The following is a 23,361-nucleotide window of genomic DNA, read 5'->3' as shown; positions in this document are numbered from 1 at the left end:
GAACGTTATCATACGTCACAGGTTATACACAAGTGATGATAGAACTCTTCGCGATGATATTCTTCGTCTTGGCCGCACTAGTGCTCTTTTTTCTCCGTAATTGGGCCATCAAGTGGCATTCTCAAAACCAAGATGACAGTCCCTCAAATGACAGATAACTGCTGCAGTTTGACGCTTTCGTCGCTGATTGATCGCGACTGAGCACGAACTCTCAAATGACGTTGAAACAAAAACCGGGTGCACACCAACTGCGAATAGAAGCGACCCGCGCTTAGCGGTCGAACAACTCTTTCGGATCGATACGCGTATTCTGTGAGTTCTCGACCAGCAGGTCTTTGAGTGCGTCCTCGAGTTCGTCTCGTCGCGGGAGCGCGAGCATCTGGCAGGTAAACACCTGATCGCTGGTTGTCTGGATGCTCGAGTCAAGCATGAACGCGTGGTCGTCGGTTTCAGCGATTTTCGCGGTGATCGGGTTCAGGATCGACTCGCCGGTGTCGGCGACGAACTTGGGTGGTTTGTGCTTGATCTCGGCATCGAGAACGTTCGCCCAGCCGTCGATGAAACCACTCGTCATGATGTTGCCGAGTTCCTTGAGCGCGCCCTGTTCCGTGCTACCCCACTCACCGTCGGTTTCCATCGGCACCAGCGCGTCGACGACGGCACGGCCCGAGGGCTGGTCGAACAGGATGACGAGGTGGCCACCGAGTTTCCCCTCGAACTCCATGACGTTGCCGACGTAGCGTTTGTTGCCGACCTCGCGTGGAATGTCCTCAATCGGGACGAGCGTCATCCGGCTCACGTTGACGTTCGTCTCGATGCCGGTCATCGAGGAAATGTTTGTCGCGGCCTTCTCTGCGCCCTCTTTGGTCATATCCGTAAAGACCTCGAGTTTCTCGAAGGAGACGCCGTCGTCGGTTCGGGGCTCGAGTGTCTGGCCGAGTGAATCCGACTCGGGGACGAGCAGGATACGGAAGTCGACGGGTTCGTTGACATCGCCCTGGGCAGCTTCGACGCGACTGCGGAAGACGAACAGATGCGTGTCGTCTTCGGTCGCCGATGTCGGAAGGACGTCCGTCCCGGTGCCTTCGATGTACGTCGGTGGCGAGTTCTTGATCTTCGCGTTGAGGTAGTTCGCCCAGCCATCGACGAAGCCACTCGACATGATGTTGCCGACTTCTTCGATGCTGCTGCGTTTCTTTTCGGGGTCGTCTGCGGGGACAAGTTCGTCAGTAATTGCGCGCCGACCCTGTTCGTCAAACGCAAGGACAACCTCGCCTTCAATTTCGCCCGAGAGATCGATGTTGACGCCGGCAAACTCGTCGCCAATAAATTCATACTGCAGATCGGATGACGACATCAATGAGACGTTCGTCACCTGTACGTTCGTGCTGATCCCCGTTAGCTGTGAGAGTGAGTCCGCAGCCGCCTGTGCGCCGTCGTGTGCGAGTTCCTGGTAGGTCTCGAGTTCCCGAATATCGATTTCCATGGCGGATTACCCGGCGACGATGCTGTTGAGTTCCTCGAGCACGCTTTCCTTCTGGAACGGCTTCGTGATGTATCCCTCAGCACCAGCTTTGATCGATTCTTTCATCTGCTCGGCCTGTTCGACACTGGTACACATGACGACTTTCGCGTTGGGGTCCAGATCCGTGATCTCGTCGGTCGCTTCGATGCCGTCTTTGATCGGCATCACAATATCCATAAAGACGATATCCGGTGTCTCTTCTTGATACAGTTCAACTGCTTCGACACCGTTCTCGGCTTCGCCGACGATCGTATGATCCTCTTCGAGGATTTCGCGGAGGAGATCCCGCATGAACCCAGAATCATCCGTAATCAGTACGTCCATGAACGGTCCAATACACCCAGATAACTTAACAATGTTGCCCGATTGACTATTTTTATTCTGTGTCTGTCCTCCTCGAAATTACTCGCCGTCGGTACCTGTGTCCAAACCTGACTCGAGGGGGCGACGAACGGTCATTTGTGCGACCGATTCGAGCGGCGTCTTTGGACTCACTCGCTCGAGGTTATAGGATTGACAATCGTCTCGATCGGCCCGAACTGGCCCGCGTAGTTCGTCAGTGCCAGCGCCAGTTCCTGTGGAATCGGTTCCGTAGTCGGGATTACTTCGCTCGTAACGGTTTCGGGTGCCGCCTTGTCGTAGCTATCGCGACAGACGACGTGGGCGATTCCGTCACTCGAGAGGTCAATGGCCCACTCGATGACCTCGGTTTCGGAGACAGCCCACGCCAGGAGAACTGGGTCGTCGAGGCGGTGACGTGGCTCTCGGGCTTCGATATCGATATCTGACGGCGCAAGTTGTTCCGGCACGTCGGCCATTAGCACCCTCCGAGAGCCCAGCGTACTCGTCGCTCACTCCTGTTCCTGCGGTGACTGCGCTGCTCTCCGTCCAACATACACTGCTACCCTGCGTGAACGGGTCAAATAGCCGTTGCCCTCAACTCAGTTGCTGAGTCGGCGTTTCGCTCTCAGTTCCACGAAAAGAGAGTTGCTTAGAGCGTTTCGACGTCGAGGATCATCACGACTTCACCTTCACCAAGTACCGACGCACCGCTGATGCCTGGGGCACCGCTCAGGATACCCTCGAACGGCTTGATGACGACCTCTTCTTGGCCGACGACGTCAGAACAGCGCAGACAGACCTGCCGAACCGTGTCCTTGATCCGGATGACCATGTCGTCCTCGCCGGGGTCAGTTTCGGGTACATCGAGGTGCTCACCGAGCGAGAGTAGTGGGAAGACGTTGCCGTCGTGCGTGATCGTCGGCCGTCCCTCGACAGATTCGACCGAGACGTCTGCGAACTCCGAGATTTCGTCGATGTTTTTGATCGGGACGCCGTAGTTCTCGTCACCAACCGTAACGAACAGGACGCGAACAATGGCGACGCTGACGGGTAGCATCAGCGTAATGCTCGTTCCGTTGCCGGGTTCGCTTTCGACGTTGATCGAGCCATCGACACCGCGGACGACCTGATTCACGACGTCCATGCCGACGCCACGGCCGCTGACCTCGGTGACCTCCTCGGTCGTTGAGAAGCCAGGGTGGAAAATGAGATCGTACACTTCCGAGTCATCGAGTACGGCGGCTTCCTCCTCGGTCTTGACACCTTGCTCGACTGCCTTCTCTCGAATCTCTTCGACCTCGAGACCCTTGCCGTCGTCTTCGACGGTGATCGAGACGCGGTCGCGTTCGCGCTCACCGATGAGTTTGATCGTCCCCTCGCGTGACTTGCCATTTGCCTCGCGCTCGTCGGGTGACTCGATTCCGTGATCGACCGCATTTCGAATGAGGTGCATCAGCGGATCACCCAGTTCGTTCAGGATCGAGCGATCCATCTCGATATCAACGCCATCCATCTGGAAGTCGATTTCCTTGCCCTGATCGCGGGAGATGTCCCGGACGACTCGCGGGAAGTTACCGACGATTTTCTTCAGTGGCACCAGTCGAATCTCGAGGACGGTATCCTGGAGACTCGAGGTGATCTTGCCGTGTTCCTCGAGTTCGTCTTCAGCTTCGACGAGGTTGTGTTCCTCGATGATCTTACGGAGCTTGATCCGGCTGGTGACCATCTCTTCGACTTGGTTGTAAAGTTGGTCGACCTGATCGACGTCGACGCGGATGGACTCGACTTCCTGGGTGCCCTGTGAGGCGCCGGAACTGCTACCGGAACTGTCGTCGTCCGCCTCTTGTTCGTCTGCGTCGTCGCTCTCATCGGCCGGCCCGGCGAGGACGTCGTCCGTGACGGACTCGACATTGACGTCGGCGACGTAGCGACTCTCCTCGTAGAAGCCCGCGATGTCGTCGGCGGTGACGACCGAGTCGGTCAACAGATACGCATCGAAGACGCCACCGAACTCGTCGGACTCGAGAATGTCGTCGCCGGGGACCGTTCGGACGAGGTCGTACTCATCGTTGGTCGCATCGAGGACGAACATCGCGTCGACGTGTGGCGCGTCCTCGTTGTCGATGTCGATGACCGCGCGGTACAGTTGTGCGTCGTCCTCGAGATCGACGTCCTCGGCGAGCGCCTCGAGTGGCACCTCGTGGCCGTCGACTGCGGCGTCTGCGTCGTCATCAGCAGTGTCGCCAGCGGCCACGGCGTCGCCGTCGTCGCCCGCCTCAATCGACTCGCGAATCTCTGCGATGGACTCCTCCGGCTCGGTTTCTGTCTCGCCAGTGGCCGAAATCTCGTTGACCATCGCCTCGAGGTTGTCGACGCCGCGGAAGATAAGGTCCATCCGCTCGCCGGTGACGGCGAGTTCGCCATCGCGGATACAATCGAGTAAGTCCTCGATTGCGTGGGCCTGATTGCTCGCTTTCGTATAGCCCATCACGCCGAAATTGCCTTTCAGGTTGTGTGCGACTCGGAACACCGTCTCGATGGCATCCGAACTCGAGGGGTCGTCCTCGAGGTCGAGCAGGGCGTTGTTGAGTTTGCGGATATCCTCTTGACTTTCCTGAACGAACGTGCTCATGGCGTCGCTCATGCGGACCACCCCCGGAAGGCGTTGACAACGCCCTCGGCGAGTCGGTCCTTCGGCAGCGTCATATCCACGTCGACGCGCTCAGCGGCGACTTTGGGCATGCCGTAGACGCGAGAGGTAGCCTCGTCTTGGACGATAGCTTTGCCACCAGCGTCTTTGATCGCTGCCAGTCCGTCGGCACCATCTGCGCCCATGCCGGTCATGATGACGCCCGCGAGATTGCCACGGACGGTGTCAGCGGCTGTCTCCATCGTCACGTCGATTGCTGGCTTGACGTTGTGTCGCTGCGGGCCGTCGTCGTGGACCACGGTCAGTTCGCCTCGAGACCAGCCGGAGACGGCCATATGTGTGCCGCCTTTCGCCAAGAGCGCCTCGCCCGGACCGACCGTCTCGGTCTCGCGGGCTTCTTTGATCTCGTAGGTCGTTCGTTCGTTCAGTCGATTCGCAAACCGTTCCGTATAATGATCAGCCATGTGTTGAACTACCAGAATTCGTAACCCTGCTCGCTCGGGAAGCTCGGAGAGCACCTGTTCGACGACCCGCGGGCCGCCAGTCGATGCACCGATGATCAGCGTCGGATCGTTCGGGAACTCCGCCGAAACGTCGATCGCCGTCGACTCGGGGCGCTGTGTCTCGCGTGTCGGTCGCGAGTTTGTCTCTACCTGCCCGACTGCTGCCTGTGCGACTGCCCGCACCTGATCGACGATCTCGTCCTGTTTCGACCAGATATCAACCGAGTTGTCCCCAGATGGTTTCGCGATAAAGTCGACTGCGCCCGCCTCGAGCGCGTCGAAGGTCGCATCCGCGTTTTTCGTTGTCTGTGAACTGATAACCAGCATCGGCGTCGGCTTTGTGGCCATCACCTGTTCAATCACCTCATGGCCAGTCAGCCCCGGCATCTGGATGTCGATCGTTGCAACATCGGGCTCGAGATCGGTAATGAGCTCGACCGCTTCAGTGCCGTTTTTCGCCCGACCGACGACGTCTAAGCCGCCGGCCTCGAGAATCTTTCCGAGCGTTTCGCGCATGACCGCAGAGTCGTCAGCGATGACGGCTCGGACCATCAGTGCGTGCCTGCACAGTGGCGGTCGGTCGCCGCGAGGGCGGCCGCCGGGTGTGCGCTTCCCGTCTCGCAGCCACCGACAGCGTTAGCGGTGGGCTTGAGTGTGGGGATCGGTCGATGCGGTCGTGAGGTGGTGGTGACGACGAGACGTATCATACTGGTTCTCGGTCGATGTCGATCTGGCAGTTGTGTCGACGTCGTCGACGGACCGGATCGGCTCCAGAGAGACCGACGGCGGTCGAACGCACCCAGTTGCTGGGTGTGGCGACTGCGCGTGGTCATGTCGTCGACGGTCGATATACTCACTGCCATGGAACTGGGTTGTGATGTTCGCCGCATAAAGAATTCGGCCGACGAGGTTTATTTCTCTGATTTATTTCAGGAATTGACTGCGTCTCAGATCGCACACACGCGAGAGAGCGAATCCGGCAGAAATACCGCTTACTCGGCCCAGTTGGCCGTGTGAGTTATGTAGGCAGAGTTGAAACGACCCAAGCGAATGGCGGGATCTGCTCGGCTGTGTGTGACAAATCAGAAAGGCGGTGTCGGCAAGACGACCGTGGCGATCAACCTCGCCGGTGCGTTGAACGAACGCGGACAGAACGTCCTGTTCGTCGACCTGGACCCACAGGGCAACGCAACCGAGGGGCTCGGCTTGCTCGAGGCGTACGACGCTGAGCCGCCGACGCTGCTTGACGCCCTCGTCGATCCGACGAGTGTCACCGCCGAGGAGTTGGTCTACGACCACCCCGAGATGGACGTCATCGCGAGCAACGTCGACATGAACGCCGCGCACTCGGTCCTCGTCGAACAGGACGACGCTGAGATGCAACTCGACGCCCTTCTCAGTTCGCTCGAAGCGGCCCGTGGCTACGATTTTGTCGTCGTTGACTGTCCACCGCAACTCGGGTTAATCACCGATAACGCACTCTGTGCGACCGAACAGCTCGTGATCCCCGCACTCGCCGAATCGACGAGCAAGCGCTCGCTCGAGTTACTGTTCGATTACACTGGCTCGCTCGAAATGGACCACGATGTCCAGATCGAGCCGATTGCACTCGTCGCAAACCGCGTCGAACACACGAATCAGGCGGACCAGATGCTCGAGTGGTTCGACGAGGCGCTGCCGGACGTGCCACTGTTCGAGATCCGCAAGCGAGTCGCGCTCCAGCGGGCGTTCGAAGCCGGCTCATCGGTGTTTGCGGTCGAAGAGGAAGTCGATATGCAAGCGGAGTTTACAACAATGGCTGAGACGATTGAGACACGCGTTACGACCCGAGACAGAGAGGTGCCGGCATGACTGACGACAGAGCCGAACGAATCCGAAACATTCGGAATCGCACAAGCGACTCGAGCGACTCGAACGAGGACGGGGACGATGCGGAGACGCCCGAGGAGACCACCGTCGGTACTGACGGCGATGTGGATGAGACTGACTCGAGTGCTGAAACGCACGCACCAGACGCGGCTACCGACGACGATGCCGTCGATGCGGCTGATGATGACGCAGACACGGCTGATGAAAACGCAGCCGCCGGGGACGACGAACCGGACGAAACCGGTGACGTTGACGAGTCAGAACCTGCTGACTCGAGCGAAGCCAACGAGTCTACAACTGACGATGCTGTGGCTGCAGGTGAGGGCGCAGAAACTGACACCAGCGGCGACGACGCTGACAGCGCCGGTGAGACAGTCACCTACGACGAGCGCACCCTCGAGCCATCGACTGACGAACAGAACGACGGCGTCGCGGCGGCCTCACTGCAGGGTGCAATCGCGGGGATGTCGGATACGGTTACGATCGACGAACGCGTTGGTGAAGCGACCGTCGACGCGACGGCGATCGGCCAGGGTGCAAACACCTACGGCGAAGCGACGGCCGACGGCGAGCAGGTGTTCGACCGCGACAACTCGCTCGTCGCCTCGGCGCACAACGACGAGGAGACGGTCCAGATGCTCGAGTTTTTCCTCAACGAGAACCGCTATGCGATCGAGATCGACCGCATCAGCGCGATCGTTGAGATGAAAGAGATCACCCGCTTCCCACGCGGGCCGGACGCAATTGACGGTGTAACCGACCTGCGCGGCGAGATCACGGGTGTGCTCGATCCGACGGCGATGCTCGATGTCGAGCGCAACGAACCATCTGATGACCACTATATTGTCGTCTTAGAGCGCGATGACGACACGCAGAAACTCGGCATCCGCGTTACGGACGTCTCACAGGCCGTGACCTACCGCGAGTCCCAGATTGACGACACAGGCTCGGTCATGGACGGCGGTACCGGCCAACACGAATACGTTGACGGCATCATCAAAAAAGAGGTCAACGGCGAGACGGCACTCGTTGCCTGGCTCGCGGTCGACGACCTCATCGAAAACACGAGCATGGACCACGGCCTCGGCGAGATCGGCCACGAACAACGCGTCTGAGGGACCGCCGTTATGTTTCTGGAATGCCACGTTGCCATCAGCTTTACCTCCTTCTCGGCGAGTCATGGGAATGACTCACAATGTCACAACCGCGGGTAGGTGATCGATCCGACGACTCGAGTGCTGCGTCTCGAGCGTCAGCGTCTGGGGAATCGACACGCGCCGACGGGGTAGCCGCTGCACAGGGCGATCTAGTGCGTCGGGCTGGCTATCAGCAACTGTTCGATGCGACCGGTGTGCCGACGTTTATCCTCGACGCCGACGGCGTCATCATCGAGTGGAACAGTGCACTTGCCGAACTAACCGGCGTCGACCGCGAGACGGCGCTCGGCCACGAACATGCCTCCGAGCACTTTTATCCGGATGGCCGCCGCGCCGACACGCTCGCGGACAAGGTGTTACAGGCACCCGAACGTGCCCACCTCGAGTTCGGCGTTGAGCGCCGTGATCCCGCACAGAATCGATACGGCGATACGAGTACGATGGTCGACCATCACGGCGCGGAGAAACACATCGACTTTTCGGCGACGCCACTGTACGACGGCGAGGAGTTACTCGGCGTCATCGAAGTCGTCGTCGACCAGACGGCTATCGTCGCGGAACGGGACGCCACGGCAGCCCTCGTTACCGAAATCAACGCGACCGCAGCCGAGATCAGTGACGGCGACCTTACCGCTCGCGTTGAACACAACGCGGCGTTCGACCCGCTCGAGGGCGATCTGCTCGCGGTTATCGACGGCGTCAACGAGATGGTCAACAGCCTCGAGACGCTGGCCGGGCGCGTCACCGACCAGACGGGGGAAATGCAGGCAGCCGTCGATGACACGAGCGCCGCAGCGGACGACATCGCTACCAACGTCGGCGAACAGCACGGCCTTCTCGAGGACGCCGTCGGCGAGATGCAGTCGTTTGCGGCCGGCATGGAGGAGGTTACCGCGCAGGCTGACGAGGTGGACACTGCCGCAACTGAGGCACAGGCAGCCGTCGCCGACGGCCTCGAGGCAGGAGCGAACGCCCGGGCGGCGACCGACGATGTCGTCTCCATTGGCGAGGACCTCGTCGACCACGTCGACGCGCTAGCGACACGGATGGACGAAATTGAGCAGGTCGTTGATGTCATTGCAGACGTGGCCGACGAGACGAACTTACTCGCGCTCAACGCGAACATCGAGGCGGCGCGAGCGGGCGACAGCGGCGATGGCTTTGGCGTCGTCGCAAATCACGTCAAGGAACTGGCCGACGAGACACAGCGCCACACCGACGAAATCACGGCGAACCTCGAGGCGTTACACGCTCAATCCGATACCACGACCGCTGCAGTCGAGCGCTCACATGACCGCATCGAGCACACGGCGACACAGATCGAAACGACTGTCGACGCACTCGAGGTGATCGAGGACTCGGTCGATGAAGCCGCGACTGGTATTGCGGAAGTCGCTCGCGTCATCGACGATCAGTCGGCGAGTGTCGAGGAACTCACCGCGACGATCGAGACGGTTCGCGATCGCTCCGAAGCAAGCGAAGCCGCGGCTGATCGAATCGTCGATGCAACGGACACGCAGGAACAAACGATCGATCAACTCGTCGATCGTGTTGACGAGTTACAAACAGCAGACGAGTAGTACTCCAAGTGAGCGTTCAGACGCGAACGCTCGTCGGATCGATCCAGAAGACGAACTCGTCTTCGCGGCGGATGACGCCTGCGATCCCCTCGCCGTCGACAGAGGTGTCGACCGCGTCAGTTCGGACTTCCTGTACCTGATACACTTCGTCGGCGAGCCAGCCGATTCGCTCGTTCGAGCCACGCTTTCGCTTGAAGACGATGATACGGCTCCCGAGTTCCTCGTCTTCGTCGCGCTCGCCGAAGATCGTCCGCAGGTTGACGATCTTCGTCGTCTCGCCGCGCAGATCCATGACGCCCTCGACGTGATCGGCTGTGTTTGGCACCGCCGTCAACTGCTCCGTGTTGACGATCTCGGCGACGTAGCCGATATCGACACAGTAGCGGTTCTCGCCCAGCGTAAACTCGAGGACGTGTGCGCTCTGTGGTTGCTCGGTCGGCTCAGCCTGTTCCGGTTCGTCGGCGTGTGGGTGCTTCGATGTAGACATGTTAGTTCTCCGCGTGCTCGAGGCGCTCGAGTTCGTCGTCGGCGTCGTCGACGAGGTCACGCAGTCGGTCGGTCATGGCGTCGATTTCGTCGGCCCCGCTTGCGATCTGTTGGGTGCGCTCCATCGCGCTGTCGGTCATGCTCGCGACCTCTTCGGTGCTTGCGGCCTGATCGTCTGTCGCAACGGCGACCTCCTGAATTCCCGTGCTGGCCTCGCCGATCGACTCTTCGATCCGCCCGAGGTTGTCGACGGTCTCTTCGACCAGTTCAACGCCGTCGTCGATCTCCTCGTTTGCCGCCTCGAGGCTGTCGACGGTCTCTTCGGTGTCGTCCTGAATGCGATCGACCATCCGCTCGATGTTTGCCGCTTCCTCCTGGGACTCCTCGGCGAGACTTTTGACCTCGTCCGCGACGACAGCGAACCCGTCGCCTGCCTCGCCCGCGGTTGCGGCCTCGATCGAGGCGTTGAGCGCGAGCAGGTTCGTCTGATCCGCGATGTTGTTGATGACCTCGACGATTTCGTCGATCCGCTGGACGCCCTGTCGAAGCTCTTCGACATCGTCGGTCACCTCGCCCGCTGCTTCTTGGACGCCTTCCATTTTGTCGATCGCTTCCTCTGCGGTCGCGGTCGTATCCCCAGCGATGTCTTCGGCCTGCTCACTGGTCGCGCTGACCTCCTCTGCGTTCGAGGCGATCTCTTCGACCGTCGCCGACAGTCCCGACACTTCGCGGGCGATTTCGCTCATTGACTCGGACTGCTCGGTCGCAACCGACTCGATCTGTCCCGTCCCTGCACTGGCTTGCTTCGCCGAGTCGCTGATCGCCTCGAGCGTGCGCCGGATACTGTCGCGGGCGGATTCAACGTCGCCACGCGCTTGGTCCTGGTCTTCGATTTTGGCTTCGTACTCTTCGATTGCCGCGTCCTTCTCTGCGAGTTTGGCTTCGTACTCCTCGATCTCCGCTTCTTTCTCGGCGAGTTCAGCCTCGTACGCCTCGAGTTGGTCCTCGCGTGCGGCCTCATAGGCGCGGAGTCCAACCTGCTGGTCGACCATCGTCACGCGCAGGGCTGCAAGTGTTCGGTCTGCGACCGTCTCGACGGCCGTTTCGACTGGTGCCTCGACGCTCGAGGCCGTCGCAGCGCCGCCATCAGTCAGGCGCTTGAGCCGCGAACCGGCGCTGGACGATTCCGTCTCTGTCGCCTCGTATTCGGCCGTCACGTCGGCTGCAATCGCCTCGAGGAGCTGTTCGTAGATGACGCCGAACGAGCCGAGGTAGGCGTCTGGTCCCGCTTCGAACAGCGCCGGTGCGGCCGACTGTGCCTGCAGGCGGGCTGTCAGGCCGTCAGAATCGATGGCCCCACTCTCGAGCGCGTCGAGATACGCACGGCAGTCTGCCTCGAGCGCCTGTTCGGTCGTCTCGGTTTGGTCGAGTGCCTCGCTGACGGCGGGCTGTGCGCGAAGCGTGTTCGCGTACGCCGCGGGGGTTTCTTCGCGGGCGGTCTCGAAGACGGACTCGAGTGACTCGAGTCGTTGCTGGTCGTCACTGTGGAGGCCGACGAGGTCGCTCGCGCGGTCGACGGCATCGCGGTCGATGGCGAGGTTCGCGACGGCAGCACCGTACTCAGCCTCCAGGTGAGACGCTTTCCTGTCGATTCCGGACATAGTCATGAAACCGAAGGTAAGACAGATAACCGTTATGGCAGATTTTGTTGGCGCGCCCTCGGTACGCGTCCGTGTGTGGGTCAGTGACGGGCGATACGTGACGTCTTCGATCGAAACCGAGGTCTCCCGCGCAACCCCGCCACCACGATATCGGCCGCGAAATTATTATCATCCAACAGATAGTCGGGTGGTGTATGCTCTCCCGACGAACGCGGGCACGACTCGATTGGGCTACCAACCTGGCCGTCCTCGGACTCGTGCTCTTGCTCCGACGAGGTGGTCTCGTCGAGCGCTCGCCTCGAGTGACCGCGGACGCCAATTGTGCAACAGCCAACGATAGCTGTTCCTCCCAGGCGCACGCACCCACCCACTCCGAACCAGCGATTGAGACACCCTCACTTCGCGCTGACTGGTTCTGTATCGGCGTTGCAAGCGCCATCCTGTATCGCTATCTTTTGGACCGCGATATCGCTGGCCTTCGACGCTCGCGTGCACGTCGCTGGACGCTGATCGCAGCGATCTGGGCTGGGCAAGCGACTCTCGCTGTCGACGACCAGCACAACTCACACAGTCTCGGCGTTGGCTCGTCGATCGGTGCCGTCTGTTACCGCCTCAAATACGGACTGGTGTCTCCGCTCCCCGATTGCTAACGACCCATCTTTTGGTTCGCGGCTTTTATCCCCCTCGAGCGTCGATTTTGCTGTATGAACGACCAGCGCGCGGAGTTTCTCTCTGGGGAGCGACCGGACGACGTTGCGATCTTTCTCGCCGACTCATACGTCTCCGATGACCGCCTCGAGCAATTTGGCGAGCGCGTCGATGGTGGCACACTGATCGTTGTCGACGGCGAACGCGGCCGCGGCGCGTTTCAGGCTGCGACCGGCACCGGCGCGATGCAGTTCGCCAAATCCGCGATGGATCTCGAGGGTGACATCGACGAAGACCTGACCGACGGCGTCTGTCCGGACGCCGACGACGACACAGCGACCCACGAACCGCAGTACATCTTCGCCTTCGCGGAGGAACAGAACGAGGACGTGGGCGGCCTCTACGCCGAGGGCGACGTGATCCACGCCTACGCGCAGTGTACCTGCGGGACGGCGTACTCGGATCGGTGGAATCCGGAGTCTAGCGATTGACTCAAGTCGGACACAGACGGCGAATAGCGCCCTCTCAAGGACCATTCTTTTGCGATTCCGACGGCTAGGGGTTGGAAATGAGTTCGTTCGATACGTCTCACGAGACACAGCGGTTCACGCTGACCGGGCGCGAAGGGCGCGTCGTCGGCGGTGCAAGCGCGCTGATGGCGATCAACGTGGCGTTGATGTATGCGTTCATCGCGACACCGCTTGCCACAATCAACGACTACCTGTTCGGGATTGCACCGATTGTCGGCCTCATCGCCTACGGGCTGGCGATCATGGCCGGCGAACTGATCGCCGAACGCGGCGTGAAAGCTGGGAATATGGGCACTGCGTTCGCTGGCATGGTGATCCTTCAGTTCGCGTTCGGTGTCTTCGGTGCGGGCGTCCTCAGATTCGCTCCGCCAGACACACAGCTGACAATCCTTGGTCTGACGGCAGTCATCACCGCACTCATGACGGCCGTGGTTACAGGCTACGTCTATGCGCGCTCACAGACGTTCGAGCACTGGGGTCGATTCGCCAATTTCGCGTTCCTCGGCGGTGCTGGCGTTGTCCTCGTCGGCTCGTTCGTCCTCTCGGAGCTGTTGCTCATCGGCTTCGCCTTGATTTTCCTTGGCTTCCTGCTCCGACTTGGATACGAAGTCTGGCAGGTCAGAGACAATCGTGATGCTTCGACCGCACTGCAGACCATCGGCGTCTACATCGCCGTCGCCGGTGTCTTCGTCCACGTCCTGCAACTTGTGATCCGATACATGGCCTCGCAGGAGTAAGCGTCGTCGGCCTTCTACCGCGCTAGTCGTCGCCTTCGTCGTCCGCAGCGTCTTCCTCGCGCTCGACAACGTCACGGAAGGCCTCGAGAATAACGCGTTTCGTCACCGCACCGCGTGAGGTCCAGTGGGTCGCATAATCGAGCATGTCGTCGTAGATGTCGGGCTTGCAGCCGGCGGCTTTCGGGTGGCCGCCCCCGTTGACCTGCCCTGCAACCTCGTGACAGCGGTCGAACGCATCAGTGCCGCGGATTGAGGCGGAGCCAGCGGGTTTGACGATTACTGAGGCGTCGGCACCGGCTTCACGCATCGCTTCGGCGACCTCGTTTTGCGAACAGCGGCCGTAGGTGACGCCAACCGTGTACTCGCCGACCTCGCGGTACTCTGCGCGCCCGATGGCCTGCTCGATCAGTGCCTCCTTCTCGACGCGGCGCTCCTCGAGGAAGTCCTGCGCCCATTCAGGGAGGTCGACGCCGTACTCGCGGACGATTTCGACGTACTCGGCAGGGTCGGTCCAGTAGGCGTAATCCGCCAGATCGTCACTGCGTGGGTCCTCGCGCAGCCAGAGGTCGTGATCGCGCGTGACCGCAGCTAACTCCTCGTACATCGGTGAAAACTCGTAGTCGAGCGAGCGATAGACCACGTCGGCCGAACACTCCTCTTCGGAGTCGCCGACCTCGAGTTCGGCACCGGCTTCGCGGACGGACTCGGCGACGTCGTCGCCCCACTGGTGGTGGTCGTACCACTCGACGCTCGAGGCGGTCTCGAGGGCGGCCTCGAGTTCCTCGTCGACGTACTCGTATCTATCAGGACAGAGATCACAGACGTAGAGGTCGATTCCCTCCGTGCCGTACTCGGCGACGCGAGCCAGTGCGTCTTCGACGTTGTGCGGGCTCGCGGGGACAAGTGCAACGTTGTGTGGCGTGGGTTCTGGTTCCTCGAGTGGGGCGTCCGCGTCGCCCTCGAGTCCGGCGGCTGCGTCATCATCGTCGCCCTCGTCGTCCTCGTCGTCGTCAGGGTCGGGAACGTTCTGTACGTCTCCGTAGGCCTCTCGAATCAGCGCGACGCAGGCCAGTCCGTCGGCGTCGGGGTCGGCGATGACGGCTACGTCGCTGCCCTCGAGTGCGGCTTCAGTCTGCTCTTCTTCGAGGTCTTCCTCGAGCGTATCGGGGAGGAAAAAGCCGGTGCCCGGCAAAACCGATTTGCGGGCGAGCGGCAGGTCACCGCTGTCGATGAGTTCGTCGTACATACCCGCTACTGCGGGGTCATCGCGGAAGTGACTTCCCTTTCTGCTGGTCGGGTGTCGCTAGCGCGCTGTCTACCCGGCGGGTTCGGCTGCGTTCTCCTCGGGGTCGGCGGTTGGCTCGAGTTGGCGCACCGTCAATACGGGAACCGGCGAGGTGCGGACGACGCGCTCGGCGACGCTGCCAAGCAAGAGGCGATTCTCGCCGTGGCGCCCGCGCGTGCCGGTCGCGATCAGATCCGCGTCGATTTCGCGGACGTACTCACAGATTTCGGCCGCTGGCCGGCCCTCGCGGACGACCGTCGTCAGCGTTCGGTCGCTGCGATCTTCGACCGTCCCGAGTGCGGCATCCGCGTGCGTCTCGAGGGCCGTTCGCAGTTCTGTGCGCAGTTGCTCGGGTGAGGCATCGACCTCGGTAGCGTCGACAACTGACAGTGCGTGGACGTCGGCGTCAAAGCGATCAGCTAGATCGAGCGACACGTCGATAGCCCGCTTGACGCTCTCGGAGCCGTCAGTGGCGACGACGACGGTATCGAACATAGGCGTCGGTTTGCGCTCCGCGCTCTTAAACGTCCCCGCTCACTGTTCAAAACGAGTTGTGCTCGAGTGGGAGACGGGGGAGGTTTTTTGCATGATCCGAACACACTGGCGCGTATGGACGACAGTAGGGCGTTTACCGTTGATACCGTGCTCGCGCCGGTCGACGGCAGCGCCGAATCCGTGACCGCCGTCGAGTACGCTGTTGCCGTTGCTGACCGCTACGACGCATCCGTTCACGCGCTATTCGTGCTCGGGCGCGGCGTCGTCCGCGGAATGGACGCCGGCACCGTCGAGGAAGCCGCTGTCGCCGAAGACACGCAAGAATTTCTCGAGGACGTCGCCAGAATCGCCGAGGGCGCTGACGTATCGCTGGCGACCTCGGTCGACGACGGCTTTTCGAAGACACGCAAAACGCTGCACCCGGGCAACGTCGTGCTCGACACAGCCGACGACATCGACGCCGACTTCATCGTCCTGCCGCGCGAGCCAGTGACTGATGCAGCCTCTGCAGAAGTCCTCGAGAAGGCAGCCGAGTACGTGCTATCGTACGCGAGTCAGCCTGTGCTCTCGGTGTAACTGTCGATAGCGGTCGGAATGATCATCCGCTGTCAATCGAACCGGCAGCTTTCGCATCCGTATCGATGCGCACGCTCGAGAGATCAGCATCCACGTGGCCCCTGTAGGCATACCGAAGCGGGCGGACAGCTATCGGATGAAGAGGGCGTTTTTGATTTGGTCGTAGAGTGACCCGGAGTGATTCGGGTCAGTCATCCCGCGCAACTCCGCCCAGGTGATCGGGAGGTCAGGTCGGAACTCGTGGGAGTAGCCTGGGATATCGGCCTGGAAATCGTGGTACGGTGGGTAGAGATCGAAGTTTTCGTACTTGCCAGTAAAGCGGTACTGTCCGTGACCAAGCACCCGATACTGTTCTGGCGGTTCCATTCCTCGCATGAGATAGCAGTCCCGAATCTGACAGCGGAGGTTATAGTCGAGATAGTCTCGAAATGAGACAGGGTCGACGAGCGGCGCTGGAACGATATCAACGGCGGCGTCAGGTTCTCTGTCGGGACTGTCTCCGTGCCAGGTTGTGGTTCGGTCACCTCTGGCGACGTAGTACTCGATTCCAATCCCAGAGACGGCCTCAACCGCACCAGTGTCGTCGAGATAAATCTCCTGTTTGTATCGGACTGCGTTGTCAGACCCGATCATCTCGGCAGGGAGTTCGTGTGAACGTGTCGTATCACCGACATCGACATCTGGGTCGTCGCGATAGTGACTCAGACTCTGCTCGAGGACGTCCCCGAAGAAGTGCTCGATGTCGTCGGTCGAAAGCGCTTGGAGTGCTTGGCGAACGTCCGCAAAGCGGTCGGCGTCGATGTCCCACGGGATGGTGTCGTAGTCGGTTTCCTGCGCAACGTAGTACTGGGCATATTTTCGGGCATGACCGACGTGTTCGCCTTCACTATGGGTTCGTTCGGCTGCCTTGTCAGGGTAGCCATCCTGTTCGTGGTACTTGATTTCCCCGTCGAACTCCATCTCGATTCCGTGGTCTACTCCGTTGTTATCTTGGACCTTAATACCGATACGCTCAGACTCGCCTGTTATAACAGCCTTCATTGTTCGTACTCCTGATCCATGTCGACATCGCCACTCGAATAGCCTTCGCCAGTATCTTCTTCGAGGTTGAACTCTTGATCAGTCTCGAGACCAAGTTGGTCTCGCAGGACCTGTTGTACTTTGCCGGCGACCTGTTCGCCGAATGCCGTACTGAGGATTGCGCCGAGGGGAGCGCCAACGAGACCACCAGCGACTGCCCCGACCGGACCAGCCATTGCTCCAGCCGTCGTCCCAATTGTCCACCCTCTGCTTGCCCCTTTGACCATACTACTTGTGGAATCCTGCACCCGACTTGCAACATCGACATCGTGGTGTTCGATCCACTGGGCCACCCCTTTCGAGGTCTCGACAGAGTCGACTAGGTCCAGTAGTTGTTCCTTGCTGAGACGATAGGTTTTGCTCGTGGCATCGTCAACCTTCTCTTCGCCGGTCTCAAGTAACCCGCTAACTTTTTCGACGACAGCGTCTCCGGGATATCGCTGCACATGCACCGCTGTTCCCAGGCGGTTGATCGTCACAGGGCCATCCGTGAGTGCGTCTTGGGCAGCCTCATCGGCCTCGCGCTCGAGGTGGGGATCAGGATCGATTTCCAAATCGGTCCCTTCCTGAGGCATCATCGACAACGGCGCGCCGCCATTTTGCTGTTTGACATGAGATAATCCGTGAGTCACTAGAACGTTGGTCACGCCGTCATCCAGTACACGCTGGCCTGACTGATTCCGTGACTGAGTAGGGTCTCCGTACCCACGCGGTGAGTGAGTTCAGCCATTTCTGGTGAATAGTTTGTGTCGTACTCGGTCGTACAGTGACGCTTCGTCACCAGTGGCCATCGAATCAGTAAGGTCAGACAGCGGGACAGGCGAACTCGGTGTGAACTCGTAGCTGTAACCTGGGATGGTCGCTTGTTTGTCGAAGTATTCGGGATAGCGGTCGACGATGTGGAACCGTCTCGTAAATCGGTCCTGACCTGGCCCGAGTACTCTGTATTCTTCTGGCGGTTCGATTCCCATTCCAAGATAGCAATCGCGGATTTGACACCGGAGGTTGTAACACAGATACTCACGCAACGGGTCGGCTGCGACGATCGGCACAGGTGACATTTCGATTCGTGCGTCAGGGTCGCGATCAGGCGACTCACCGTGTCGGTCAGTGCGTCGCTCGCCTTTTGCAACGTAGTAGTTTACGAGAATCCCGGAAACAGCCTCAACCTCATCGTCGTCATCGAGATATATCTCTTGCTGGTAGATCACTGCGTTTTCGTGAGTGCTCATTGTCTCCGGTAACGTAACGGGACGTGTACTTGCACCTGTCTCAACAGAGGGGTCGTCCTCGTAATGGCTCAGGCTCTGTTGCAATAACTCTCCAAAGTAGTCTTCAATAGCTGTACTCGAGAGGGTACGCAAGGCCTCTCTGACTGTTTCGAAGCGGTCTGGATGGAGATTCCACGGCAGGGTTTCGTATCCCTTCTCGCGGTAGACGTAGTATTTGGCATACCGTCGAGCCTCCCCGACATGTGAGTTCTCATTATTAGTACGTTCTACTGCGTCGTCTGGATAGCCATCTTGTTCGTGATACTTGATCTCACCAGTTTCATCCATCTCAATCAGATGTTCAATATCGTTGTTATCGATTATGCTAAGACCAACTCGTTCGGATTCTCCCGTTATAATTGCGTCCATAATGATTACCTCCTACTCTGGGCATCACCAGTCGAACTTCCGGTTCCAGATTCCTCCTCGACGATGGTTTCCTCAGTCTCATCAAGCCGTTTGCGCAACCACTTTCTCGCTTCGTCTCCGATTTCGTCTCCGTATTTCCGTAATACCGCAGCAACTGAGACACCCACAGAAAGTGCTGCGACCGCCTGTGGCGTGAATCCGAGTGCCAGTAACCCAAACACACTCGAGGTTGCTCCTGCAGAACGGTATCCCCTGAGTAGCGGGCTGTTGATCCACTCTTCGAGGTCACTCGAGGGTTCGATATCACGCTCTGCGAGGTAGGAATACATGTCATCGACAGTGTCGACGCTGGTGACAAGCGATTTCAGTTCGTCGACCGACAACCGAACTTTGACCGTCGAGAAGTCATCGAGAAATTGCTTGATTTTCCCGCCCTGATCCGTGGACGAAGACGGTGTTCCCTTCTCAGGGTTTCCGAGGGTCACGAGTTCACGACGGCTCATCTGTGGGCCTTTCGTGCTCCGCTGGATGTGCATGTCCGCCCCCATCGGGTTGACGACCAGCGGTTTGTCACCACTGAGTGCCTGCTGTGCCGTTTCATCAGCTTCCCGCTCGAGGTGCGGATCAGGATCGATTTCCAAATCCGCCCCTTCCTGGGGCATCATGCTGATCGCTGCCCCAGTTTGCTGTTTGACGTGCGCTAATTCGTGCGCGAGCAAAAATTGACCCTCACCAGACTCCGGGTCGTACTCACCGGAATTGAAAACAATGTCGTTGCCACAGGTGAACGCCTTCGCGTCGATGGCATCCGCAGCCTCTGCCGCTTTCGCGCCCGTGTGGATGCGAACATTACTGAAATCCGCGTCCATGCGTTCCTCGAGCGCGCGCTGAATCGGCTGCTCTAACGATTGGCCACCGTCGCCGAGCACGTCAAGCACCGTATCAGGCACCTCGTCTTCACTCGTGCCAGTCCCCTCGAGCGCGCGCTGGATATGATGAGTTCGCTGGTCGTTGACCATTGTGGGGCCGGCAGCGACGCCAGAAACCGCGGCGTGGTGATCAAACAGTACCGAGATGGTAGAGGCGTTCCCGACCAGTGCGTTCTGTTGGGGGACCGCAGAGACAGTTTCAGTGCGAGTCGGTTTGACCGACGACTCACTCTGCGTCGTGTTTATGTTCACATCTGCTTGGCGTTCAATCCCCGTTTTTCGTGCTCGCATTGCTCCCCTCTAGAGAGTCGCGTGATCGGAGTCTTGACCGAGATCAATCGTGCGATAGCCAGGGATATCCGCACCAAAATCGAAGTAGTCCTTGAAATACTCGAGGAGGCGGTACCGTTGTGCAGACTGGTGAAACCCATGGCCCACCAACCGGAACGCTTCGGGCGGTTCGACGCCCATCTCGAGGTAGCAATCGCGGATCTGGCAACCGAGATGGTGGCACAAGAGTAGCCGGAACATGTCCAGCGATCCCGTCGGGAGCGGGACCAACTGGATGATCGTATCCGGCTCGCGCTCACGCGGTGACTCAATCTCGAGCACCTGTTCGTTACCGGGTCCGGTTTGATACGCCACGCGGATATCCGACACAGCCTCAACCTCGAGACCGAGTGCAGCTTGTGGATCAAAATCAACATCGACCGGTTCAGCCAGTGATTTCAGCGTCCGCCCGGCTGCCTCGTCGAACCCCACAGCAACGAACTCCTGAATTGTCTCTTCAAGGCCCTCATCGACTCCGAGGTAAACATCAAGTTCGTACCGAAGGAATTCGTCGGCATCGATATCTGCCGGTGGCTCAATCGGCGCCTCGAGGTCGGGCTGGAAGTGGTGGGCGTGTTGGCGGTAGTAGTTACCAAACAGGGTGTCGAAGTCCTCGTCAGAAAGCTGTGCGATGGCGACGAGTGTCGCAGCGATTCGATCCGGGTTTTCGTGTGGCGGAAGCGTCGGATAGCCACGCTCGCGATAGACATGCCATTTCGCGAATCGTCGAGACGTTCCGACAGCTTCACTCTCTTCAAATGTTCGTTCGTCCGGGTCATCCGGATAGCCATCTTGTTGGTGGGCAGTAATTTCTCCACCATCATTGATCTCGATTAGATGTTCTACATCGTTATTATCAATGATGCTTAGACCAACGATTCCCTCTCCTTCGCCGGTGATAATCGCGTCCATGATTAGTTCTCCTTTCGGCTCTCTGCCTTGCCTTCGAGATCAGAGCCGGTCTCCTCTGTATCACTGTGAATGAGTTGAACTGCGTCCTGCCAAACGCTCGCGAGTTGCTTGTAGCCAACGTCAACGAGCGCATCGTAGATTTGAGCCGCACTTGCAGCGCTGAGTGAACGTATTTGCTCAGCGCCGACGCGTTCGATAACTGCGGCTGCGGAGGCCTGAGTCGTCGCAGCTTTCTCGACATTGCCGGTTGCGGCCCCAACTGGAGCAGTGACGGAAACGAACGCAGCCAGATTCGCAGCAATCCGAACGACAGTGTCACTCTCCGCTACGTTCTCGATGGTGTCGCGACCAGTTTCACGAACTGCCTGACGCGGATCGAGTTTCTCGATAATTCGTTCTACTAGGCTCTTGTCTGTTGTTGTTCCGTCAAACTCTCCGTTCTCGAACGCATCCAGTGTCGCTTGATCCGGCCCATCATCACCGATAGAAAGCCGCTGGATGTGGATGTCCGTTCCAAGCCGATTCACGACCACCGGCTCGTTATCAGACAGCGCTTGCGTTGCCGTCTCATCAGCTTCCCGCTCGAGGTGCGGATCTGGATCAATCTCTAAATCCGCCCCTTCCTGAGGCATCATGCTGATCGCCGCGCCAGTCTGCTGCCTAACGTGCGCTAATTCGTGCGCGAGCAAAAATTGACCCTCACCCGACTCGGGGTCGTACTCACCCGAATTGAAGACGATATCGTTGCCACAGGTGAACGCCTTCGCGTCGATTGCGTCGGCGGCTTCCGCTGCTTTCGCACCTGTGTGAATGCGCACGTTCGAGAAGTCCGCATCCATGCGCTCCTCGAGCGCGCGCTGAATCGGCTGATCCAGCGACTGACCACCGTTGCCGAGCACATCAAGCACCGTGTCAGGAACCTCGTCCTGACTCGTGTCGGTGCCCGCCAGCGCGCGCTGGATGTTGTGCTCGCTGGGGGAGGGAGCGAGTCCGGGATGGCCGAACTCGTAGGACGGTGTCGGGTCGCCAACGCGGTTCGGATTCGTCCCGTGGACTGCCGTCTCAGCCGTCGTGCCGAGTCCCTGCGAGCCCATCGCCGCGCTCGAGTGGGACGCTGATTCCTGTGTTGATCGCTGGATGGACGACGAGTCATTCGCTTCGTCCTGCTCTGCTGACTGTTGCTCGCGTGTCCGCGATTTCTTTGGTCCCATCTATCGCCCCTCCGTTCCAGTCAGGTCCGGGGCTAGTTGAGATATGGGCGTCCGGACGTTCATTTTTCTACGATTCTAATAGCACCATCATAACACTTTCTCTTATGCTGACTATTCATAAACGGAATCAAGTCGCGAGCAACTGATGTATATCGCTACTCGAGCAGGATGGCCATCTCCTGTTCGAAGCTCTCGGTCCCAGTCGCCTCGAAGCCGACACGCTCGTAGAGTGCAATCGCGGGCTTATTCCAGCGCTCGACGGTGAGCCAGACGCGGTCGATGCCAACGTTGCTGGCGTGGCCGAGCAGATGCTCGAGCAACTGCGTCCCGATACCGGCGCGCTGGTACTCCTGCAGGACGAAAATCGCGAGTTCCCACTCGATTTCGCCACGGGAGTCGATTGCTGCGACGTCGTCGGTATCGGGGACGAGGACGGCGTGACCGATCACATCGCCGTCGTGACAGGCAACGACGTTGACGCTGTAGTCTGCAATCGTCTCGAGCCAGTTGCGGATTCGTTGCTCGCCGGTTGGTGGAATCCCCTGGGCACGGTCTGAGGGGTCGAAGGCGTCGTACATTGTGACGCAGTCTTCGATGACGTCTTCGAACGTATCTGGTGCCCGAACGTCGATCTGTCGGCCATCACCGTCCTCGAAGGTGGCCGGTGGTGCCGGAAACGCACCGACGGGTTCGTCCGGGTACGGTCGCGTTCCGTGCATCGTTATCGCACCAGTTTGACGGTCGTCGGCGCGTTCAGGAGAACGAACTCCGTGATCGGCCCGAGCTGAATTTTCCCCATCGGTGAGAGCGTCCCGCCGCCGATGACCACCTGATCGAACTCGCCCTGTTCGGCGTAGTTGACCAGTGAACTTCCCGGGTCGCCCTCGAGTTGGATGATATCCGCGTCGATGCCCGCCTCCTCGAGATGCTGTTCGGCGTCGGCTTGCATCTCTGCCTGCGAGCGCTTCGACTCGGGTTTCTCGAGGATTGCGACGGTGAGGTCGTCGTCATCGACCTCGAGTGTGCGGTCGATTGTTCGCCGGAGGGCTTTCATGGATTCGTCGCTGCCTCCGAGCCCCAATAAGATGTTCATACACGTGCTTGTGACCGCACACACGAAAACCGTTATGCCGTATGCAGACAGTAGGCCACCGGTTGGACCCTCGAGTGCTGGGACTGTCTGACACACGTTTCGCGTGACGACGCTGTTAAGGC

Annotated in this window: 25 protein-coding genes; 7 read left to right on the top strand and 18 right to left on the bottom strand. The window is 59.6% G+C overall.

What is annotated here, in order from left to right; translation table 11 throughout:
* Positions 1-271: 271 nt before the first annotated feature.
* The 6 genes from G6M89_RS14165 to G6M89_RS14140 all read right to left on the bottom strand — a co-directional run bounded on the left by G6M89_RS14165 (position 272) and on the right by G6M89_RS14140 (position 5,727).
* Entirely contained in the window at positions 272-1,486 is a 1,215-nt protein-coding gene (locus G6M89_RS14165) for a chemotaxis protein CheC (RefSeq protein ID WP_165162470.1), read from the bottom strand.
* Between the two features lie 6 nt (positions 1,487-1,492).
* Positions 1,493-1,849: a chemotaxis protein CheY gene (gene cheY, locus G6M89_RS14160; protein WP_165162469.1), complete on the bottom strand. Its 357-nt coding sequence runs from the start codon at positions 1,847-1,849 to the stop codon at positions 1,493-1,495.
* 167 nt (positions 1,850-2,016) lie between these two features.
* Complete coding sequence (locus tag G6M89_RS14155; RefSeq protein ID WP_165162468.1) at positions 2,017-2,343, bottom strand: hypothetical protein; 327 nt, start codon at positions 2,341-2,343, stop codon at positions 2,017-2,019.
* A gap of 173 nt (positions 2,344-2,516) precedes the next feature.
* Positions 2,517-4,520: a chemotaxis protein CheA gene (gene cheA, locus G6M89_RS14150; protein WP_165162467.1), complete on the bottom strand. Its 2,004-nt coding sequence runs from the start codon at positions 4,518-4,520 to the stop codon at positions 2,517-2,519.
* Positions 4,508-5,572 (bottom strand): chemotaxis-specific protein-glutamate methyltransferase CheB, encoded by a 1,065-nt coding sequence (gene cheB, locus G6M89_RS14145; protein ID WP_165162466.1) that lies wholly within the window; start codon positions 5,570-5,572, stop codon positions 4,508-4,510. The genes cheA and cheB overlap by 13 nt, the downstream gene beginning before the upstream one ends.
* A complete protein-coding gene (locus tag G6M89_RS14140; protein WP_165162465.1) occupies positions 5,572-5,727 on the bottom strand; it encodes a hypothetical protein in 156 nt (51 codons plus the stop codon). Before G6M89_RS14140 ends, cheB begins: the two co-directional genes overlap by 1 nt.
* Positions 5,728-6,070: 343 nt before the next feature.
* Here G6M89_RS14140 and G6M89_RS14135 point away from each other — a divergent pair, with 343 nt between their 5' ends.
* The 3 genes from G6M89_RS14135 to G6M89_RS14125 all read left to right on the top strand — a co-directional run bounded on the left by G6M89_RS14135 (position 6,071) and on the right by G6M89_RS14125 (position 9,626).
* Positions 6,071-6,871, top strand: a complete 801-nt coding sequence (locus G6M89_RS14135) for a ParA family protein (protein WP_165162464.1) — start codon at positions 6,071-6,073, stop codon at positions 6,869-6,871.
* Positions 6,868-8,004, top strand: coding sequence for a chemotaxis protein CheW (locus G6M89_RS14130; RefSeq protein ID WP_165162463.1), 1,137 nt, complete (start codon positions 6,868-6,870; stop codon positions 8,002-8,004). Before G6M89_RS14135 ends, G6M89_RS14130 begins: the two co-directional genes overlap by 4 nt.
* An 80-nt stretch (positions 8,005-8,084) precedes the next feature.
* Complete coding sequence (locus G6M89_RS14125; protein WP_165162462.1) at positions 8,085-9,626, top strand: methyl-accepting chemotaxis protein; 1,542 nt, start codon at positions 8,085-8,087, stop codon at positions 9,624-9,626.
* Between the two features lie 16 nt (positions 9,627-9,642).
* Here the strand turns inward: G6M89_RS14125 and G6M89_RS14120 are convergent, their stop codons facing one another.
* Both G6M89_RS14120 and G6M89_RS14115 read right to left on the bottom strand, forming a co-directional pair.
* Positions 9,643-10,113 (bottom strand): chemotaxis protein CheW, encoded by a 471-nt coding sequence (locus G6M89_RS14120; protein ID WP_165162461.1) that lies wholly within the window; start codon positions 10,111-10,113, stop codon positions 9,643-9,645.
* 1 nt (position 10,114) lies between these two features.
* Positions 10,115-11,773, bottom strand: a complete 1,659-nt coding sequence (locus G6M89_RS14115; protein WP_165162460.1) for a methyl-accepting chemotaxis protein — start codon at positions 11,771-11,773, stop codon at positions 10,115-10,117.
* Between the two features lie 194 nt (positions 11,774-11,967).
* On the opposite strand from G6M89_RS14115, the gene G6M89_RS14110 reads away from it, so the two are divergent.
* From G6M89_RS14110 to G6M89_RS14100, 3 genes are all read left to right on the top strand, one after another.
* Positions 11,968-12,423, top strand: a complete 456-nt coding sequence (locus G6M89_RS14110; protein WP_165162459.1) for a hypothetical protein — start codon at positions 11,968-11,970, stop codon at positions 12,421-12,423.
* Positions 12,424-12,477: 54 nt separating this feature from the next.
* The gene (locus G6M89_RS14105; protein WP_165162458.1) at positions 12,478-12,912 is read left to right on the top strand and encodes a DUF5807 family protein; all 435 of its coding nucleotides are present in this window, start codon (positions 12,478-12,480) and stop codon (positions 12,910-12,912) included.
* A 77-nt stretch (positions 12,913-12,989) separates the two neighbouring features.
* Positions 12,990-13,688 carry a hypothetical protein gene (locus tag G6M89_RS14100; RefSeq protein WP_165162457.1) on the top strand — a complete coding sequence of 233 codons (699 nt, stop codon included), beginning with the start codon at positions 12,990-12,992 and terminating at the stop codon, positions 13,686-13,688.
* Positions 13,689-13,710: 22 nt separating this feature from the next.
* Here G6M89_RS14100 and G6M89_RS14095 read toward each other — a convergent pair whose 3' ends face one another.
* Both G6M89_RS14095 and G6M89_RS14090 read right to left on the bottom strand, forming a co-directional pair.
* Positions 13,711-14,934 carry a DHH family phosphoesterase gene (locus tag G6M89_RS14095; protein WP_165162456.1) on the bottom strand — a complete coding sequence of 408 codons (1,224 nt, stop codon included), beginning with the start codon at positions 14,932-14,934 and terminating at the stop codon, positions 13,711-13,713.
* 69 nt (positions 14,935-15,003) lie between these two features.
* Positions 15,004-15,468 carry a universal stress protein gene (locus tag G6M89_RS14090; protein WP_165162455.1) on the bottom strand — a complete coding sequence of 155 codons (465 nt, stop codon included), beginning with the start codon at positions 15,466-15,468 and terminating at the stop codon, positions 15,004-15,006.
* 114 nt (positions 15,469-15,582) lie between these two features.
* Here G6M89_RS14090 and G6M89_RS14085 point away from each other — a divergent pair, with 114 nt between their 5' ends.
* A complete protein-coding gene (locus G6M89_RS14085) occupies positions 15,583-16,044 on the top strand; it encodes a universal stress protein (protein ID WP_165162454.1) in 462 nt (153 codons plus the stop codon).
* A 129-nt stretch (positions 16,045-16,173) separates the two neighbouring features.
* Here the strand turns inward: G6M89_RS14085 and G6M89_RS14080 are convergent, their stop codons facing one another.
* The 8 genes from G6M89_RS14080 to G6M89_RS14045 form a co-directional block, all read right to left on the bottom strand.
* The gene (locus G6M89_RS14080) at positions 16,174-17,085 is read right to left on the bottom strand and encodes a hypothetical protein (protein ID WP_165162453.1); all 912 of its coding nucleotides are present in this window, start codon (positions 17,083-17,085) and stop codon (positions 16,174-16,176) included.
* Positions 17,082-17,756: a DUF4157 domain-containing protein gene (locus G6M89_RS14075; protein WP_206335561.1), complete on the bottom strand. Its 675-nt coding sequence runs from the start codon at positions 17,754-17,756 to the stop codon at positions 17,082-17,084. The genes G6M89_RS14080 and G6M89_RS14075 overlap by 4 nt, the downstream gene beginning before the upstream one ends.
* Positions 17,757-17,846: 90 nt before the next feature.
* Positions 17,847-18,764: a hypothetical protein gene (locus G6M89_RS14070; RefSeq protein ID WP_165162452.1), complete on the bottom strand. Its 918-nt coding sequence runs from the start codon at positions 18,762-18,764 to the stop codon at positions 17,847-17,849.
* A 5-nt stretch (positions 18,765-18,769) separates the two neighbouring features.
* Positions 18,770-19,783: a DUF4157 domain-containing protein gene (locus G6M89_RS14065; RefSeq protein ID WP_165162726.1), complete on the bottom strand. Its 1,014-nt coding sequence runs from the start codon at positions 19,781-19,783 to the stop codon at positions 18,770-18,772.
* 210 nt (positions 19,784-19,993) lie between these two features.
* Positions 19,994-20,935: a hypothetical protein gene (locus G6M89_RS14060; RefSeq protein WP_165162451.1), complete on the bottom strand. Its 942-nt coding sequence runs from the start codon at positions 20,933-20,935 to the stop codon at positions 19,994-19,996.
* 2 nt (positions 20,936-20,937) lie between these two features.
* Complete coding sequence (locus G6M89_RS14055) at positions 20,938-22,146, bottom strand: DUF4157 domain-containing protein (RefSeq protein WP_165162450.1); 1,209 nt, start codon at positions 22,144-22,146, stop codon at positions 20,938-20,940.
* Positions 22,147-22,301: 155 nt separating this feature from the next.
* Positions 22,302-22,865, bottom strand: coding sequence for an N-acetyltransferase (locus tag G6M89_RS14050; protein WP_165162449.1), 564 nt, complete (start codon positions 22,863-22,865; stop codon positions 22,302-22,304).
* Positions 22,866-22,867: 2 nt separating this feature from the next.
* Positions 22,868-23,239, bottom strand: a complete 372-nt coding sequence (locus G6M89_RS14045) for a universal stress protein (RefSeq protein ID WP_165162448.1) — start codon at positions 23,237-23,239, stop codon at positions 22,868-22,870.
* Between the last annotated feature and the right edge of the window lie 122 nt (positions 23,240-23,361).

It is taken from the genome of Natronolimnobius sp. AArcel1, assembly GCF_011043775.1.
Classification (GTDB): domain Archaea; phylum Halobacteriota; class Halobacteria; order Halobacteriales; family Natrialbaceae; genus Natronolimnobius.
The sequence above is the reverse complement of the archived record's forward strand: the minus strand, read 5'-3'. Positions and strand labels throughout refer to the sequence as shown.